Annotated in this window: 12 protein-coding genes; 5 read left to right on the top strand and 7 right to left on the bottom strand. The window is 70.5% G+C overall.

Annotated elements, in window-relative coordinates; translation table 11 throughout:
• Window positions 1–18 precede the first annotated feature (18 nt).
• The 5 genes from Q9R19_RS09425 to Q9R19_RS09405 all read right to left on the bottom strand — a co-directional run bounded on the left by Q9R19_RS09425 (window position 19) and on the right by Q9R19_RS09405 (window position 6,072).
• Window positions 19–1,023: an ABC transporter permease gene (locus tag Q9R19_RS09425; RefSeq protein WP_311256528.1), complete on the bottom strand. Its 1,005-nt coding sequence runs from the start codon at window positions 1,021–1,023 to the stop codon at window positions 19–21.
• 28 nt (window positions 1,024–1,051) lie between these two features.
• Window positions 1,052–2,128, bottom strand: a complete 1,077-nt coding sequence (locus tag Q9R19_RS09420) for an ABC transporter permease (RefSeq protein ID WP_311256131.1) — start codon at window positions 2,126–2,128, stop codon at window positions 1,052–1,054.
• Between the two features lie 86 nt (window positions 2,129–2,214).
• Window positions 2,215–3,843 (bottom strand): ABC transporter substrate-binding protein, encoded by a 1,629-nt coding sequence (locus Q9R19_RS09415; protein ID WP_311256130.1) that lies wholly within the window; start codon window positions 3,841–3,843, stop codon window positions 2,215–2,217.
• Window positions 3,844–4,005: 162 nt separating this feature from the next.
• Entirely contained in the window at window positions 4,006–5,433 is a 1,428-nt protein-coding gene (locus Q9R19_RS09410) for a CCA tRNA nucleotidyltransferase (protein WP_311256129.1), read from the bottom strand.
• Between the two features lie 33 nt (window positions 5,434–5,466).
• Entirely contained in the window at window positions 5,467–6,072 is a 606-nt protein-coding gene (locus tag Q9R19_RS09405; protein WP_311256127.1) for a TetR/AcrR family transcriptional regulator, read from the bottom strand.
• A 76-nt stretch (window positions 6,073–6,148) separates the two neighbouring features.
• On the opposite strand from Q9R19_RS09405, the gene Q9R19_RS09400 reads away from it, so the two are divergent.
• Window positions 6,149–7,420, top strand: coding sequence for an NAD(P)/FAD-dependent oxidoreductase (locus Q9R19_RS09400; protein ID WP_311256126.1), 1,272 nt, complete (start codon window positions 6,149–6,151; stop codon window positions 7,418–7,420).
• A gap of 22 nt (window positions 7,421–7,442) precedes the next feature.
• Here Q9R19_RS09400 and Q9R19_RS09395 read toward each other — a convergent pair whose 3' ends face one another.
• Together Q9R19_RS09395 and Q9R19_RS09390 are read right to left on the bottom strand one after the other, a co-directional pair.
• Window positions 7,443–8,501, bottom strand: a complete 1,059-nt coding sequence (locus Q9R19_RS09395; protein ID WP_311256125.1) for an LLM class flavin-dependent oxidoreductase — start codon at window positions 8,499–8,501, stop codon at window positions 7,443–7,445.
• A gap of 28 nt (window positions 8,502–8,529) precedes the next feature.
• Window positions 8,530–10,161, bottom strand: coding sequence for a methyltransferase (locus tag Q9R19_RS09390; protein WP_311256124.1), 1,632 nt, complete (start codon window positions 10,159–10,161; stop codon window positions 8,530–8,532).
• Window positions 10,162–10,216: 55 nt separating this feature from the next.
• On the opposite strand from Q9R19_RS09390, the gene Q9R19_RS09385 reads away from it, so the two are divergent.
• The 4 genes from Q9R19_RS09385 (at window position 10,217) to trxA (ending at window position 15,476) form a co-directional block, all read left to right on the top strand.
• Complete coding sequence (locus Q9R19_RS09385; RefSeq protein ID WP_311256123.1) at window positions 10,217–12,397, top strand: DUF6049 family protein; 2,181 nt, start codon at window positions 10,217–10,219, stop codon at window positions 12,395–12,397.
• Window positions 12,394–14,007, top strand: coding sequence for a murein biosynthesis integral membrane protein MurJ (murJ, locus tag Q9R19_RS09380; RefSeq protein WP_311256122.1), 1,614 nt, complete (start codon window positions 12,394–12,396; stop codon window positions 14,005–14,007). The genes Q9R19_RS09385 and murJ overlap by 4 nt, the downstream gene beginning before the upstream one ends.
• A gap of 107 nt (window positions 14,008–14,114) precedes the next feature.
• Window positions 14,115–15,089 carry a thioredoxin-disulfide reductase gene (gene trxB / locus Q9R19_RS09375; RefSeq protein WP_311256121.1) on the top strand — a complete coding sequence of 325 codons (975 nt, stop codon included), beginning with the start codon at window positions 14,115–14,117 and terminating at the stop codon, window positions 15,087–15,089.
• 63 nt (window positions 15,090–15,152) lie between these two features.
• Entirely contained in the window at window positions 15,153–15,476 is a 324-nt protein-coding gene (trxA, locus tag Q9R19_RS09370) for a thioredoxin (protein ID WP_311256120.1), read from the top strand.
• Window positions 15,477–15,540 lie beyond the last annotated feature (64 nt).

Genomic DNA, 15,540 nt, shown 5'->3' with positions numbered 1-15,540 from the left:
GGTTCTCCTCTGCGATGCTCACTTCGCCTCCCTCCGCTCTGCACGCACCCTCTTGCGGCCACCGGCGCGGCGGCGCAGCCGCAGCCGCGGGTCGGCCAGGTCGTTCAGGCTCTCGCCCACCAGGGTGACGCCCAGCACGACCAGCACGATCGCCAGGCCCGGGAACACGCTGGTCCACCAGATGCCGCTGGTCACGTCCTGCACCGCGCGGTTCAGGTCGTAGCCCCACTCGGCGGCGGCGGTCGCCTCGATGCCGAAGCCCAGGAAGCCCAGGCCGGCGAGGGTGAGCAGGGCCTCGGACGCGTTGAGCGTGATGATCACCGGCAGCGAGCGGGTGGAGTTGCGCAGCACGTGGCGCAGCAGGATGCGGGTGGTGGGCACCCCGATCACCTTGGCGGAGTCGACGAACGGCTCCGCCCGCACGCGCACCACCTCCGAGCGCACCACGCGGAAGTACTGCGGCACGAACACCACGGTGATCGCGATGGCTGTCGCCATGATGCCGCCGGCCAGCGTGGACTGTCCGCGGCTGATCACGATCGACATCACGATCGCCAGCAGCAGCGACGGGAAGGCGTAGATCGCGTCGGCGATCACGACCAGGATGCGGTCCAGCCAGCCGCCGAAGTATCCCGAGATCAGACCCAGCGCGATGCCGATGAAGATCGAGCACGCGATGGCGGCGATGATCACCAGCAGAGCGGTCTGCGCTCCCCACAGCACGCGGGAGAGCACGTCGAAGCCCGAGACCGTGGTGCCGAGCAGGTTGAGCGCGTTCGGCGCCTGCTGCGTGCCGAACGAGGTGCCGTCGGCGGTCTGCTGCTGCGCCCAGCTGTACGGGGCGAGCAGCGGCGCCAGCGCGGCGATCACGACGAACACGACCGTGATCGCCAGGCCCGTCACCAGCATGCCGCGCTGCAGGCCCACGCTCTGACGCAGCTCCTTGATCACCGGTACCCGTTCGCTCCAGTGCTTGCGGCGCGGGGCGGCCGCGGCGAGCGCAGCGGTCTGCGGGGTGGGCATCTCGTCGTGCGTGTCGGGGATGGTCATCTCAGTACCTCACCCTCGGGTCGATGAACGCGGCGATGATGTCGACGAGGAAGTTCGTCACGGCCACCACCACGGCGATCATCACGACGATGCCCTGCACGGCGACGAAGTCGCGTGCCTTCAGGTACTCGGCGAGCATGAAGCCGATGCCCTTCCACTCGAAGGTGGTCTCGGTGAGCACCGCGCCGGCCAGCAGCAGCGCGATCTGCATGCCCATCACGGTGATGATCGGGATGAGCGCGGGCCGGTACGCGTGCTTGGTGATCAGCCGGTACTCGCTCACGCCGCGGGAGCGCCCCGACGTGACGTACTGCTGACCGAGCGTGCCGATCACGTTGGTGCGGATAAGCCGCAGGAACACGCCGGCGGTGAGCAGGCCGAGCGCGACCGCGGGGAGGATCGCGTGCTGCAGCACGTCGGCGATGGCGGCGCCGTTGCCCAGCCGGATCGCGTCGAGCAGGTAGATGCCGGTGGGGGTGTCGATACCGGCCATCAGCAGCTCGGTGCGGGTGCTGCCCCGGCCCGAGACCGGCAGCACGCCGAGCCAGACCGAGAAGATCAGCTTGAGCAGCAGCCCTGCGAAGAAGATCGGCGTCGCGTAGGCGAGGATCGCCATCACGCGCAGGGTGGCGTCCTGCCAGCGGTCGCGGCGGTAGGCGGCGATCAGACCCAGCGGGATGCTGATCAGCAGCGCCACGATGAGCGCGTAGATCGCGAGCTCGAGGGTGGCGGAGCCGTACTGCAGCAGGATCTCGATGACCGGCCGCCGGTCGGTGATCGTGGTGCCGAAGTCACCGCGGAACACGGAGCCGAGGTACTCGAGGTACTGCACGATCAGGGGCCGATCGTAGCCGGCGTCGTGGATGCGCTCCTGCAGCTGCGCGGCCGGGAGCCGGCCGCCGAGAGCCGCCGTGATGGGATCGCCGGTGATCCGCATCAGGAAGAAGACGGTGCTCACCAGGATGAACACGGTGGGGATGATCAGCACCAGCCTGATCAGGATGTAGCGCCACAGCCCGCCGCCTTTTGAGCGGCTTCGGGGCTGGACAGGGGCGAGGACAGCGCCGTCGACGGCCATTGGGGGTACTACCTAACTGTTGCGTTCTTCGGGGCGAGCGCATTCGGGGGTGCTGCGCTGGGCAGCACCCCCGAATGCGGAACGCGTTACTTCTTCAGCGGCGCGTAGCGGAACTTGAACGACGCGTCGAGCGTGGTGCCCTGAACGTCCTTGCCCACGACCGCGACCTGCTTGCCCTGCAGGATCGGCAGCGTGGAGAGGTCCTTCGCGACCATCTCCTGGATCTGGCCGATCTGGTCCAGGCGCTTGTCGGCGTCGGTCTCGGTCTGCTCCTTGACGATGGCGTCGTTCACCGCCGCGTTGTCGTAGTGGTTGCCCAGGAAGTTCTCCTTAAGGAAGAACGGCGACAGGTAGTTGTCGGCATCCGAGTAGTCCGGGAACCAGCCCAGCTGGTACAGCGGGTACACGTCCTTGGTGCGGTCGTCCGAGTACTGCACCCACTCGGTCTGCTGCAGGTCGACCTTGAACAGGCCGCCCTGCTCGAGCTGGGTCTTGTACGCGGCGTACTCGTCACCCGAGGACGGGCCGTAGTGGTCGCCGTTGTACTGCAGCTTCAGCGTGACCGGGGTGGTGACACCGGCATCCGCCAGCGTCTTGGTGGCCTTGTCGACGTCGGGTGCGCCGCTGCCGTCGCCGTACATGTCCTTCAGCGGCTCGGTGGCGCCGGGCATGCCCTGCGGCACGTACGAGTACAGCGGCGCGAAGGTGTCCTTGTAGACGTTCTTCGCCACCGCCTCGCGGTCGATCAGGTCGGCCATCGCCTGACGGACAGCGAGCGCCTTGGCCGGGTCGGCCTCGGCGGTCTTGGCACCGAACGGCATCGTGTCGAAGTTGAACACGATGTAGCGGATCTCTCCACCGGGACCGTCGACGACCTGCACCTTGTCGTTACCCTTGAGGTCCTCGACGTCGGTGGCCGACAGGCTGCGGAACGCCACGTCGATGTCGCCGTTGCCGATCGCGAGCTTCAGGTTGGAGGCGTCGGCGTAGTACTTGGTCTGCACGCCGCTGTTCTCGGCGGCACCGAGCACGCCCTTGTAGTCAGGGTTCGGCTTGTACGAGACCAGCTCGTTCACCTTGTACGAGTCGATCGTGTACTGACCGGCGAACGCGTCGCCGTCGACGATGGTGTCATCGGGCGTCACGGCGTCGGCGTCGAAGACCTCCTCGTCGATGATGGGCGCCGCAGGGCTGGAGAGGATCAGCGGCCAGATCTGGTCGTTGCCGGCCTTGAGCGTGAAGACCACCGTGGTGTCGTCGGGTGCCGCCACCGAGGCGAGGTTGCCGAGCAGCGAGGCCGGACCCTGCGGGTCGTTGATCTTGACCATGCGGTCGAAGCTGAACTTCACGTCGCTGGAGGTGAGCTCGTGGCCGTTGGCGAACTTCAGGCCCGACTTGAGCTTGACCGTGTACTCGGTCGGCGAGGTGAAGTCGGCCGATTCGGCGATGTCGGGGGTGACCTCGGCGGTGCCGTACTTGCTGTTCATCAGGAACGGGTAGATCTGGTTCATCACCGCGAACGAGCCGTTGTCGTACGAGCCCGCCGGGTCGAGCGAAACGATCTTGTCGGTGGTGCCGACGATGATGTCGCCACCCTTGGCATCGCCGTCGTCCCCGTTCCCGCCGCCGGTGCTGGTGGCGCAGCCGGAGAGTACGAGCGCCGAGACGCCGAGAGCGCCGATGGCAAGGCCGAGTCGGCCCCTAGTGATCTTCATTGAATAACCTGCCCTGGTCATGTTCGGGACGCCGTGCGTGGTCGGCACGGTTCGCGCTTCAATCTAGTCACCGGCATGAAGATACCCAACCGAGCGGTCAGGATCGTGACGAGACCGACACACGCGCTCTTCGACGGGCTCCGGCTCAGGGACCCAGGCGGGTCAGCCGCGGGCGGCCCACCACTCGCGCAGGCGCCGCTCGGCGGCATCCGCTCCGATCACGCCCTCGTCCAGCCGCAGGTCGAGCAGGAACCGGTACGCCTCGCCGACCTCGCGTCCTGGCGCGATGCCGAGGATGCGCTGGATGTCGTTGCCGTCGAGCTCGGGACGGATGCTGTCCAGCTCCTCCCGCTCGCGCAGCTCGGCGATGCGGCGCTCGATGTCGTCGTAGGCGGCGGCCAGGCGCGTGGCCTTGCGCTTGTTGCGCGTGGTGACGTCGGCGCGCACCAGGATGTGCAGCCGCTCGACCAGGTCGCCGGCGTCGCGCACGTAGCGGCGCACTGCGCTGTCGGTCCACGCCCCCTCGGCGTAGCCGAAGAAGCGCAGGTGCAGCTCGATCAGCTTCGCCACGGCATCCGTCGTCTCGCCGTCGAAGCGCAGCGCCTGCAGCCGCTTGCGCGCCATGCGCGCACCGACCACGTCGTGGTGATGGAAGGTCACTCCCCCGCCGGGCTCGAGCTTGCGGGTGCGGGGTTTGCCGATGTCGTGCAGCAGTGCCGCGAGCCGCAGCGGCACGTCGGGCGCGGGGCCCGGGTTGCGCGCGTGCTCCAGCTCGATGGCCTGCCGCACCACCGTGAGCGAGTGCTCGTAGACGTCCTTGTGGTGGTGGTGCTCGTCCACCTCGAGCCGCAGCGCGCTGACCTCGGGCAGGAACTGCTCGATCAGCCCGGTGTCGACCAGCACGCGCAGACCGCGCACCGGATCGTCGGTCTGCATCAGCCGGATCAGCTCGCTCTGCACCCGCTCGGGGCTGACGATGCCCAGCGTCTCGCGCAGCTGCTCGATGGCGGCCCGCGTGCCGTCCTCGACGGAGAAGCCCAGCTGCGAGCTGAACCGCGCCGCCCGCAGCATCCGCAGCGGATCGTCGCCGAAGCTGACCGCCGGGTCGATCGGGGTGCGCAGCACTCCGGCGATGAGATCCTCGACACCCCCGGTCGGGTCGATCAGCTTGGTGGCCGGCACCTGCAGCGCCATCGCGTTGACGGTGAAGTCGCGGCGCAGCAGATCGCCGTCGATGCTGTCGCCGAACTCGACGACCGGCTTGCGGGTGACGCCGTCGTAGCTGTCGGCGCGATAGGTGGTGATCTCCACCTGTTCACCGTGCACGCGGGCGCCGATCGTGCCGAAGGCGCGGCCGATGTCCCAGTGCGCGGATGCCAGCGGCTTCACGATCGCCAGGGTCTGGTCGGGCCGCGCGTTCGTGGTGAAGTCGAGATCGTGCGTCTCGCGGCCCAGCAGGGCGTCGCGCACCGGCCCGCCGACCACGGCCAGCTCGAAGCCCGCGGCCTGGAACGCCTCGCCGAGGATGCGGACGACGGGATGCGCGGCGAGCGCACCGAGTCGGGACAGACCCTCGGCCATATTGAGCATGGGTTCCAGGTTACCGGGCGCGATCCCGGCCTCTCAGCCCTGCGCGGCGAGCATCGCGCGCAGCAGGATGCCCGGGGCGGATGCCGGGGTCCGAGCCGCGGCGGGCTCGCTGAGCGCCCACTCGTCCAGACCGCGCAGCATCCCGAACGCGGCCGCCGCGAGCGCCTCGGCGGGCAGATCGTCGCGGACCGCGCCGGAGCGGATGCCGACCTGCAGCACCTCGCCCACCCAGGTGCGGACGGTCTCGAGCAGCCGGGTGCGGGCATCCGCTCCCCCCGTCGCCGGCAGGTAGAAGATGCTGCCTAGCAGCGCGAGGGCGCGGTCGGATGCGGCGAGCGCGCCGAGGTCGTCCAGCACCCGATCCGCCTGTGGCCAGAACTCATCCCCCGCGAAGGCGCCCGGCGCCGGCGGTCTCCAGCGCGCTCGCACGTCGGCGATCAGAGTCTGGACGACGGCGTCGAGCAGCTCGGCCTTCGAGCCGACCGCGTGGTAGAAGGAGCTCTTGCTGATCCCGGCGGCGCGGATGATGCGATTGAGCGAAGCGCCCTCGAAGCCGGCGGACGCGAACTCCGCGACGGTCGCCTCGATGAGGGCGTCGCGATGGGGGCCGGTCAGCTGCGGGCCGGTGAGCTCGGTCATGCCCCGATTCTATTGGACCGGATGGTCCAGAGCGGCGTACACTCGACACTGGACCGCCTGGTCCACGAGGAGGATCATGATCACCGACACCCCGCTCACCGCCCAGCTCGAGGCGCAGCGCGACGACCGCCTGCGGGTGCTGATCGTCGGCGCCGGCATCGCCGGCATCACGCTCGCCCAGCTGCTGCGCCGCGACGGGCTGCATCCGGTGCTCATCGACCGGATGCCCGTCTTCGACCACCCCGGCTACATGCTCGCGCTCATGCCCACCGTGGATCAGGCGTTCATCGACCTGGGCGTGCACGAGCGGTACCGCGCCGCCGGCACCCCGATGGACCGCTACTCGTTCCGCTCCCACCGCGGCAAGGTGCTGCGCACTGACTCGATGAAAGAGCTGCTGAGCGTCTACGGCGACTACAACGGCATCTCCCGCGGTGCGCTGATCGACGTGCTCACCGAGAGCGGGTGCCCGGCCACCCTCGGCACCACCGTGCGCGCCGTGTCCGACGGCGTCGCGCACTTCGTCGATCACGAGGGCCGGGACGCGGGCGAGGCGCCGTTCGATCTGGTGGTCGGCGCCGACGGCATCCACTCCCGCATGCGCGACGTGCTCGGCGCCGGGCCGCTCGACGTCGTCGACACCGGCTGGTCGGGCTGGGTCGCGTGGGCCGACGAACTCGGCGACGCCGATCTGGGCGAGGAGCTGTGGGGTGACGGGTTCTTCCTGGGCGTGTACCCGGTCAAGGGCAGGGTGGGCGTGTTCCTGGGCGGGCCGGATGCCGCGCTCGAGGTCGGGCCGCAGCGATTCGCGGCATCCGTGCGGCAGGCCCTCGACCAGCTCGGCCCGCGACTGGAGGCCGCCGTCGCGGCGGTGGAGAGCGATCCCGACCCGTACCTGTGGCACCTCGACGACGCACGCACGGCGCGGTGGGTGCTGCCGAACGACAGCGCTCGGAGCGGGACGCAGAGCATCCTGCTCGGCGACGCCGCGGCGGGCTTCCTGCCCACCGCCGGGATCGGCGCCGGCATGGCGATCGAGTCGGCCTGGATGCTGGGGCGCATGCTCAAGAGCGCGGATCGCGACTCCCTGGCACCGATCCTGCGGGCGTGGGAGCGCGTGGAGCGGCCGCGCGTGGAGTCCGCTCAGGCGAACTCGCGGATGCTGGCGAAGCTGATGTTCCGGCGCGGGCGGTTCACCGCCTGGCTGCGCGAGACCATCATGCGCACGCTGAGCGTGCGCGCTGCGCTGGGCCCGATCGTGAAGCTGGTCGCCGGGCGGCCGGATCCGGATGCCGTGGCCCGCACGGCCCTGGCATCCGAGGAGTCCGCCGCCGCCGGCGGCGCCTGACGCGCAGCGCCGCCCGCCGGAGTCAGATGACGGCGTCGCCCTGCACGGGGCCCTCGGTGTTCGCCTTCCAGCCGAGAGCGGGGGCGACGTGCTCGGCGAACGCCTGCAGCACGTGCAGGTTGTACTCCGGCCCCAGCTGGTTCGGGATGGTGAGCATGAGGGTGTCGGCGCTCATCACGGCCTCGTCGGCCTTCAGCTGCTCGATGAGCACGTCGGGCTCGGCCGCGTAGGTCTTGCCGAACGTGGAGCGGTAGCCGTCGATGATGCCGATCTGGTCGTCGCTGTCCTGCGAGCGCAGCCCGAAGTACGCGCGGTCGCGGTCGCTGACCAGCGGGAACACGCTGCGGCTCACCGAGACGCGCGGGCTGCCGGTGTGCCCGGCCTCTTTGTAGGCGGCGCGGAACAGGTCGATCTGCTCGCGCTGCAGCTCGTGGAACGGCTGGCCGGTGGCCTCGGTGAGCAGGGTGGAGCTCATCAGGTTCAGCCCCATGCGTCCGGTGGTCTCGGCGGTCGCGCGGGAGCCCGCGCCCCACCAGATGTGGTCACGGAGCGTGGGCGACTGCGGCTCGATCGCCAGGTAGTGGCCGGCGCCGACCATGCGCGGATCGCCGGGGGCGATGCGCTCCCCCTCGATGATGCGCAGGAACAGGTCGAACTTCTCGCGGGCCATCACGCTGCCGCGCTCGGGATCCTCCTCGTCGCGGAAGCCGAAGGTCTCGTAGCCGCGCAGCGCGGTCTCGGGTGACCCGCGGCTGACGCCGAGCGCGACCCGGCCGTCGGCGATCAGGTCGAGCGCCGCGGCCTCCTCGGCGAACTGGAACGGGTTCTCGTAGCGCATGTCGACCACGCCCGTGCCGACCTCGATGCGCCGGGTGCGCGCCGCCATCGCCGTCAGCAGCGGGATGGGGGATGCCGCCTGTCGCGCCCAGTGATGCACCCGCACGTACGCGCCGTTCACGCCGATCTCGTCGGCGCCCTCGGCGAGCTCGATCGTCTGGTGGAGCATGTCGCCGGCGGTGCGCGTGAGCGAACCCGGCACATCCGCGTAGTGCCCGAACGACAGGAATCCGAAAGCCTTCATGCTCCATGCAACGGCATGAATCAGGACGCTATTCCGCGGGGAGCAGCATGCCGTCGAGCACGAGCCGGCGGATGCGGGGCTGCAGGTCGCCCCAGAGGTCGGACAGCGGCACCTGGAGGATGTCGGCGAGCGCCTGCACGATCTGCATGACGGTCAGCTCGCCGTCGCAGGCGCCGACGAGACCGGCGAGCGCCGGATCGACGGCGATCGTGCGGGCGAAGCCCCCGCCCTGCCGCAGCTCGATGACGCTCGGGTCGTCGCTGCCGGGCAGGTGGTGGCGGGCTTCGGTGACGTCCGCCGCGACGACCAGGCGGTCCGGGATGCCGGCGGCCAGGGCGTCGTGCGCGGCCAGGCCCGCCTGAAGGGCCCGGCCGAGATCGGAGACGGGCTGCGTGAGGGTCTCGAAGCGGCGCAGCGGCCCTTCGACGGGCTCAGGGACCCAGGGGGTGGCGTCGCCCGAATGGGTCGCTGAGCCGGGCCCGCGCGCCCCGGAGGCTCCGAGCGGCGCGAAGCGACGGCTGGAGTGGGGCGTAGGGAGCGAAGCGTCGGCGGGACGCCGCAGCAGGATGTACCCGAAGCCGACGGCCGACACGCCGCGGGCCTCGAAGTCGTCGAGCCAGGCGGTCAGCAGCTCGCTGAACGCGGCATCCCGCGGCAGGGTGCCGCCGTCGCGGATCCACAGCTCCGCGTAGCCGAGCGGACTGAGCTGCTCGCGCTGGATCACCCAGGCATCCAGCGCGTCGTCGACCCACGACCGCACCCGGTCGAGTCCGGCCGTCCCGTCTCGGGACTCCCAGTTGCCCAGCAGCTGCGCGACGCCGCCGGGAGCGAGATGCCCGGGCGCCTCGCGCAGGAAACGCTCGACCAGCGCGTCGCCGATCAGCCCGCCGTCGCGGTACTCGTACTCGGGGACACCGGCGACCCGCGGCGTGATCACGAACGGCGGGTTGGACACGATCAGATCGAACGCCTCGCCCGCCACCGGCTCGAACATGCTCCCCAGCCGGAACTCCACATTGTTCACGCCGTTCAGCTGCGCGTTCAGCCGGGCGAACGCGAGGGCGCGCTCCGAGATGTCGGTCGCGATCACCCGTCCGGCGTGCCGCGACACCAGGAGCGCCTGGATGCCGCATCCGGTGCCCAGGTCCAGCGCGCGCTCGACGGATGCCGGGATCACCAGCTCGGCGAGCGTGCGCGATGCCCCGCCGACGCCCAGCACGTGGTCGCCGGGAAGCGACGTGCCCAGCGCGATCTCGTCGAGGTCGCTGGCGATCCACCATTCGCCGACGCCATCGGCATCCACGAAGGACTGCGGACGGATGATCGCCGACGGGCGCACCACGGCGCCGTCGGCGACCGCCAGCCCCAGCCGCTCCAGGCCCTCCGAGCCGACGCGGGGCAGCGCCCGCTCCACCGCGGCGAGCGGCTGCGGCATGCCGAGCACCCACAACCGGCCCAGCGTGGCCAGCGGGTCGTCGCGGCCCTCGATCGCCCGCAGGATCGGCTCGCGCAGACCGCGAGCCAGCGCGTCGTCCGGTTCCTCGCCCCACAGCCGCCGCAGCGGCTCGGAGCGCAGATCCGCGGCATCCAGGTCAGCGGCGAGCGCCTGCGCGAGAACGACGTCGGGGCGGGGATGGGCACGATCCGGCACGGCCGTCACTCTACGCGCCTTCAGGGTTACCCGTGCGGGCCCCTCTAGAATCGGGGCATCGACCGTGCCCGTCCGTGCCCGGGCCGACCCCGACACCATGACCGCGACCTCCCCCCGCACCGGCTTCCGTCCGCGCGTGCACCGGCTGCTGAGCCGACTCGCCGCGGTGCTCGTCGTCGGCGCGGTGCTGAGCGGGGCGGGGCTGCCGGGCGGGGCGCAGCCGGCATCCGCCGCCGAGGGCGACGATGCGCCGCCGGCGGCCGTGGTCACGCTGGGACTGTCGATCGGCACCGCCTCGCGCATCGAGCCGGCGGGCCCCATGGTGGGCACCGTCACCGTGCGCAACGACACCGAGAACACCCTGAGCGCGGGCACCGTGACCGTCGAGGTCGACCCCACCCCCCTTCGGGACGGCGCCGCGCTCGACGCCTGGTTCGACGACGGAGCAGTCGCCGGCACGTTTCGCGCCGTCTCGACCGAGCCGTCTCCCGAGGTCGCCGCCGGCGACAGCGCGGCCGTCAGCACCGTCGCGGATGCCGAGGAGCTGGGCGGACTGGCGCCGGGCGTGTATCCGGTGCGGGCACGCCTGACCGGCGCCACCACGGACGACGCGGACGGCACCTCGTGGACGGTGACCACGACGTCGGTGGTGGTCGTCTCGCCCGCGAGCGCGCAGACCGTCGGCGTGCTGGTGCCGATCACGGCCACGCCCGAGGGCGGCGCGCTGCTGACCGCCGACGAGCTTGCCGATCTCACGGCACCGGACGGCATGCTCACCGGTCAGCTGGATGCCGTCACCGACACGTCCGCGATCCTCGCTGTGGACCCCGCGATCCCCGCGGCCATCCGCGTGCTCGGCTCGAGCGCACCGGCCGGCGCCGTCGCCTGGCTGCAGCGACTGCAGGGGCTCCCGAACGACACCTTCGCCCTGCAGCTCGCCGACGCCGACCCCGCCACCCAGTCGCATGCCGGGCAGGAGACGCTGCTGACGGCGCCGGACCTCACCACACTGCTCGACGCGGCGGACTTCCCGACGCCCGCTCCCGAGCCCACGCCCACCGGCACGTCGACGCCGGCCCCGCAGCTGCCGGACAACACCGCGCTCACCACTCTCCTGGGTGCGCAGACCGGCATCCTCTGGCCCCGCGGCGACGTCACCGCCGCCGACCTGAGCGCCTTCGACGGCTACCTCGGCATGCCGGCCACCACGATCCTGCCCTCCAGCTCGCTGTCCGGCACCACCGCGGCGCGGGCGGAGGTGGACGGCCACGGCATCCTGGTGACGGATGCCGCAGCATCCGCCCGCCTGTCCGCCGCCGCGCAGCTGACCGATCCCGCCGCCATCGACCGCGACATCGCGGCGGCGGCGGGCCACCTGTACTTCACCTCGCGCGAGTCGGCCACTGCGCTGGTGGGACTGAGCCGCTCCGAGACCCGCTCGCCCGTGGCGCTGCGCTCACTGCTCAGCGCGTTCGGCACTCCGGGCGTCGGTCTCGCCGGCCTGCGCGCGGCCCCCGCGGCATCCGCCGGCCTGAAGACGACGGCCGGAGCGGTTCGGCCGGCCGCGCTGAAGACCATGCTGGCCGATGAGCGGCGACTGCAGGATTTCTCGTCCATCCTCGACGACCCCGATCAGCTGCTCGCCCCGGAGCGGATCCGGCTGATGCGCACGATCGCCGTGGGGTTGAGCGACGACGCGTTCACGACGGCCGTCCGCGAGCGCGCGGAGCACGTTCGCACGCTGCTCGGCTCGGTGACGATCCAGCGTCCCAAGCCCGTGCAGCTGATCGCCGCCTCCGCACCGCTGCCGGTATGGGTGCGCAACGACCTGCCGTGGCCCGTGCAGCTGTCGCTGCACAGCGAGCCCTCCGACCCGCGCCTGGACATCCAGTCGATCACCCGGGTCGAGGCGGCCGGAGCCGGCAGCACCCGCGTGGACGTACCGATCTCGGCCCGCGTCGCCAGCGGCGAGGTGCAGGTGGAGTTCCGCCTGACCAGCCCGACCGGCGTGCAGGTCGGCACGACCGAGACCGCCGAGGTCACCCTGCGCGCCGACTGGGAGACCATCGGGCTCAGCATCCTGGGCGGCGTGATCGCGCTGCTGCTCGTCTTCGGCCTGATCCGGACCGTGCGTCGCAAGCGGCGGGACGGAGCGGATGCCGGCCGGACGGATGCTGGCCGGACGGATGCCGGCCTGGCGGGCCGGGCGGATGCCGGCCTGGCGAGCACGGAGGAGCAGGAATGAGCAGTCTCGGACGCGCCAGCGCCATCCTCGGTGCCGGAACGCTGGTCTCCCGCGTCACCGGGCTGGTGCGCACGATCGTGCTGCTGGCCGCGACCGGCTCGGTCGGCCGGGCCAGTGATGCGTTCAGCACCGCGAACCAGCTGCCCAACAACGTCTTCACCATCATCCAGACCGGCATCCTGACGGCGGTGATCATTCCGCAGATCGTGCGGTCGGTCAGCCACAAGGACGGCGGTCAGGCGTTCATCTCCAAGCTGTTCACGCTCGGCACCGTCGTCTTCCTCGCCGCGACCGGGGTGGCGATGGTGCTGGCCCCGTGGCTGGTCAACTTCTACGCCAAGGGCTACACCCCCGACCAGCTCGCGCTCGGAACCGCGTTCGCGTACTGGTGCCTGCCGCAGATCTTCTTCTACGGCCTCTACGCCCTCATCGGCGAGACGCTCAACGCCAAGCGCGTGTTCGGTCCGTACACCTGGGCGCCGATCGCGAACAACGTGATCTCGATCGTCGGCTTCATCGTGTTCATGGCACTGTTCGGCGACAACCGCAACCGGGTCGAGCAGTGGGATCCGGGGATGATCGCGGTCATGGGCGGCACCGCCACCCTGGGCATCGCCGTACAGGCCGCGCTGCTGCTGCTGGCCTGGCGACGCACCGGACTGCACCTGCGGCCCGACTTCCGCTGGAAGGGCGTCGGGCTGGGGCAGGTCGGCAGGCTCGCCGGCTGGACGTTCGCCATGGTCATCGCCGGACAGCTGGCCGGCTGGGCTCAGGCGACGATCGTCTCCGAGGCATCCGGAAAGCATCCCGCCGGCACCATCATGATGGCCGCCTGGCTGGTGTTCATGCTCCCCTACTCCATCTTCGCGGTCTCCATCGGGACGCCCTACTTCACGCAGATCGCGGAGCACGCCGCCGAGGACAGGCACGACCGGGTGCGCGGCGACGTGGCGCGCAGCATCCGCGCCATCAGCCTGTTCATCGTCATCTCCACGGTGGCTCTGGCCGTGGCATCCGTTCCGGCGACCCGCATCTTCACCGAGAACGGCGCCTACGCCGAGCAGTCCGCCCCCGTGCTGATCTGCTACCTGGTGGGGCTGCTGCCGCTGTCACTGCTGTTCATCGTGCAGCGCACCTTCTACGCCTACGGCGACACCCGCACGCCGTTCTGGTTCACCGTCATCCAGTGCTCGCTGATCGTCGTCTCCGCCCTGGTGGCACCGCTGCTGGTATCGCTGGACCAGCTGGCTGCGTCCATCGCGCTGGGGCAGTCCCTCGCCGGCATCGTGCAGACGGTGATCGCCGTCGTGCTGCTGCGTCGGCGGCTGGGCGGGCTGGAGCTCGCGTCCACGCTGCTCTCGCTCGGCCGGTTCGTGCTCGCCGCCGTTCCGGCCGGCCTGGCGGGCTGGGCCGTGTACCTGCTGATCGGCGGCGCCGACGGCTGGGCCGTCGCGTCCGAAGGGATGGCAGGGCGTCTGCTCGGCGCGGTCGGCACCGGGGTGGTCGGCGGATCGGCGTTCGTCGTCTACCTGGTCGCCCTCGTCCTGATGCGAGCGCCCGAGCTCAGCGTCGTGCGCGGGCTCGTCGCGCGGTTCCTGCCGACGCGCTGAGGCGGCCACCGGCCCCAGCGCGCGGAATGTCACGCGGTTACCATGGGTTGAAGCAATCGTGGCGGTTTCCAGCGTGCCGTGGCACGCCCGCCCGCAGAGGAGAGCACATGCGTCAGGTCATCATCATCGGCTCCGGCCCCGCCGGATTCAGCGCCGCCATCTACGCGGCTCGCGCCAACCTGGAGCCGCTGCTGATCGCCAGCTCGGTCGAGGTGGGCGGAGAGCTGACCAAGACCACCGACGTGGAGAACTTCCCGGGCTTCCCCGAGGGCATCCAGGGCCCCGACCTGATGGTCAAGCTGCAGGAGCAGGCCGAGAAGTTCGGCACCGAGGTCGTCTACGACGACGTCGTCTCGCTCGACGTGGACGGCCCCGTCAAGAAGGTCGTGCTGGGCACGGGGGCCGAGCACGAGGCATCCGCCATCATCTACGCGACCGGATCCGCCTACCGCAAGCTGAACATCGAGGGTGAGGAGCGCCTGTCCGGGCACGGCGTGTCCTGGTGCGCCACCTGCGACGGCTTCTTCTTCCGCGAGAAGACGATCGCCGTGGTCGGCGGCGGCGACTCGGCCATGGAAGAGGCCACGTTCCTGACCCGGTTCGCGTCGAAGGTGTACGTGATCCACCGCAAGGACACGCTGCGCGCCTCGAAGATCATGCAGGAGCGCGCCTTCGCGAACGAGAAGATCGAGTTCATCTGGAACAGCGAGGTCGACGAGATCCTGGGCGAGTTCGAGACGAGCGGCGTGCGGCTGCGCTCGGTGACCGACGGCTCCACCCGTGAGCTCGACGTGCAGGGCGTGTTCGTCGCGATCGGCAACGACCCGCGCACCCACCTCGTGCACGACAAGCTGGAGCTCACCCCGGAGGGCACGATCTGGGTCGACGGCCGCTCCTCACGCACCTCGGTGCCGGGGATCTTCGCGGCCGGCGACGTCATCGACCCGACCTACCGCCAGGCCGCCACCGCCGCGGGCTCAGGTGTGGTCGCCGCGCTCGACGTGGAGCACTTCCTCGCCTCGCTCGAGGACGCGTCGGTCGAGGTGCCGGCCGCCGAGGCCGCCGAGGTCATCGTCGGCTGACCTGCCGGGAACACTTTCCCGTCATCCGATGTTCTATCGGATGACATCCATCAAAGGAGAATCATGACTGCCAAGGCAACCACCGAGGCGACCTGGGAGCAGGACGTCCTTCAGGCCGACGGACCCGTGCTCGTCGATTTCTGGGCTGCATGGTGCGGGCCGTGTCGCATGGTCGCGCCGGTGCTCGACGAGATCCAGGCTGAGAATCCCGACAAGATCACCATTCTCAAGCTGAACGTCGACGAGAACCCCAACCTCGCGATGCAGTACCAGATCACCTCGATCCCGGCGATGAAGGTGTTCCAGGGCGGCGAGGTGAAGAACACCATCATCGGCGCGCAGCCGAAGTTCGTGCTGGAGCGCGAACTCTCCGGCTTCCTCGGCTGAGCTGGCGCTGAGTCGGGCGTCCTGGGCCGCTGAGCCTGTCGAAGCGCGCCCCGGCCCGCTGAGC

The organism is Microbacterium sp. ARD32 (assembly GCF_031844385.1).
Taxonomy (GTDB): Bacteria; Actinomycetota; Actinomycetes; order Actinomycetales; family Microbacteriaceae; genus Microbacterium.
The sequence above is the reverse complement of the archived record's forward strand: the minus strand, read 5'-3'. Positions and strand labels throughout refer to the sequence as shown.

Excerpts from the sequence above, each read along its gene's own strand:
- Q9R19_RS09410 (WP_311256129.1), bottom strand. The coding sequence starts at position 5,433 with ATGCTCAATATGGCCGAGGGTCTGTCCCGACTCGGTGCGCTCGCCGCG.
- murJ (WP_311256122.1), top strand. The coding sequence starts at position 12,394 with ATGAGCAGTCTCGGACGCGCCAGCGCCATCCTCGGTGCCGGAACGCTG.
- trxA (WP_311256120.1), top strand. The coding sequence starts at position 15,153 with ATGACTGCCAAGGCAACCACCGAGGCGACCTGGGAGCAGGACGTCCTT.
- Q9R19_RS09395 (WP_311256125.1), bottom strand. The coding sequence starts at position 8,501 with ATGAAGGCTTTCGGATTCCTGTCGTTCGGGCACTACGCGGATGTGCCG.
- Q9R19_RS09400 (WP_311256126.1), top strand. The coding sequence starts at position 6,149 with ATGATCACCGACACCCCGCTCACCGCCCAGCTCGAGGCGCAGCGCGAC.
- trxB (WP_311256121.1), top strand. The coding sequence starts at position 14,115 with ATGCGTCAGGTCATCATCATCGGCTCCGGCCCCGCCGGATTCAGCGCC.
- Q9R19_RS09425 (WP_311256528.1), bottom strand. The coding sequence starts at position 1,023 with ATGCCCACCCCGCAGACCGCTGCGCTCGCCGCGGCCGCCCCGCGCCGC.
- Q9R19_RS09420 (WP_311256131.1), bottom strand. The coding sequence starts at position 2,128 with ATGGCCGTCGACGGCGCTGTCCTCGCCCCTGTCCAGCCCCGAAGCCGC.
- Q9R19_RS09405 (WP_311256127.1), bottom strand. The coding sequence starts at position 6,072 with ATGACCGAGCTCACCGGCCCGCAGCTGACCGGCCCCCATCGCGACGCC.
- Q9R19_RS09415 (WP_311256130.1), bottom strand. The coding sequence starts at position 3,843 with ATGAAGATCACTAGGGGCCGACTCGGCCTTGCCATCGGCGCTCTCGGC.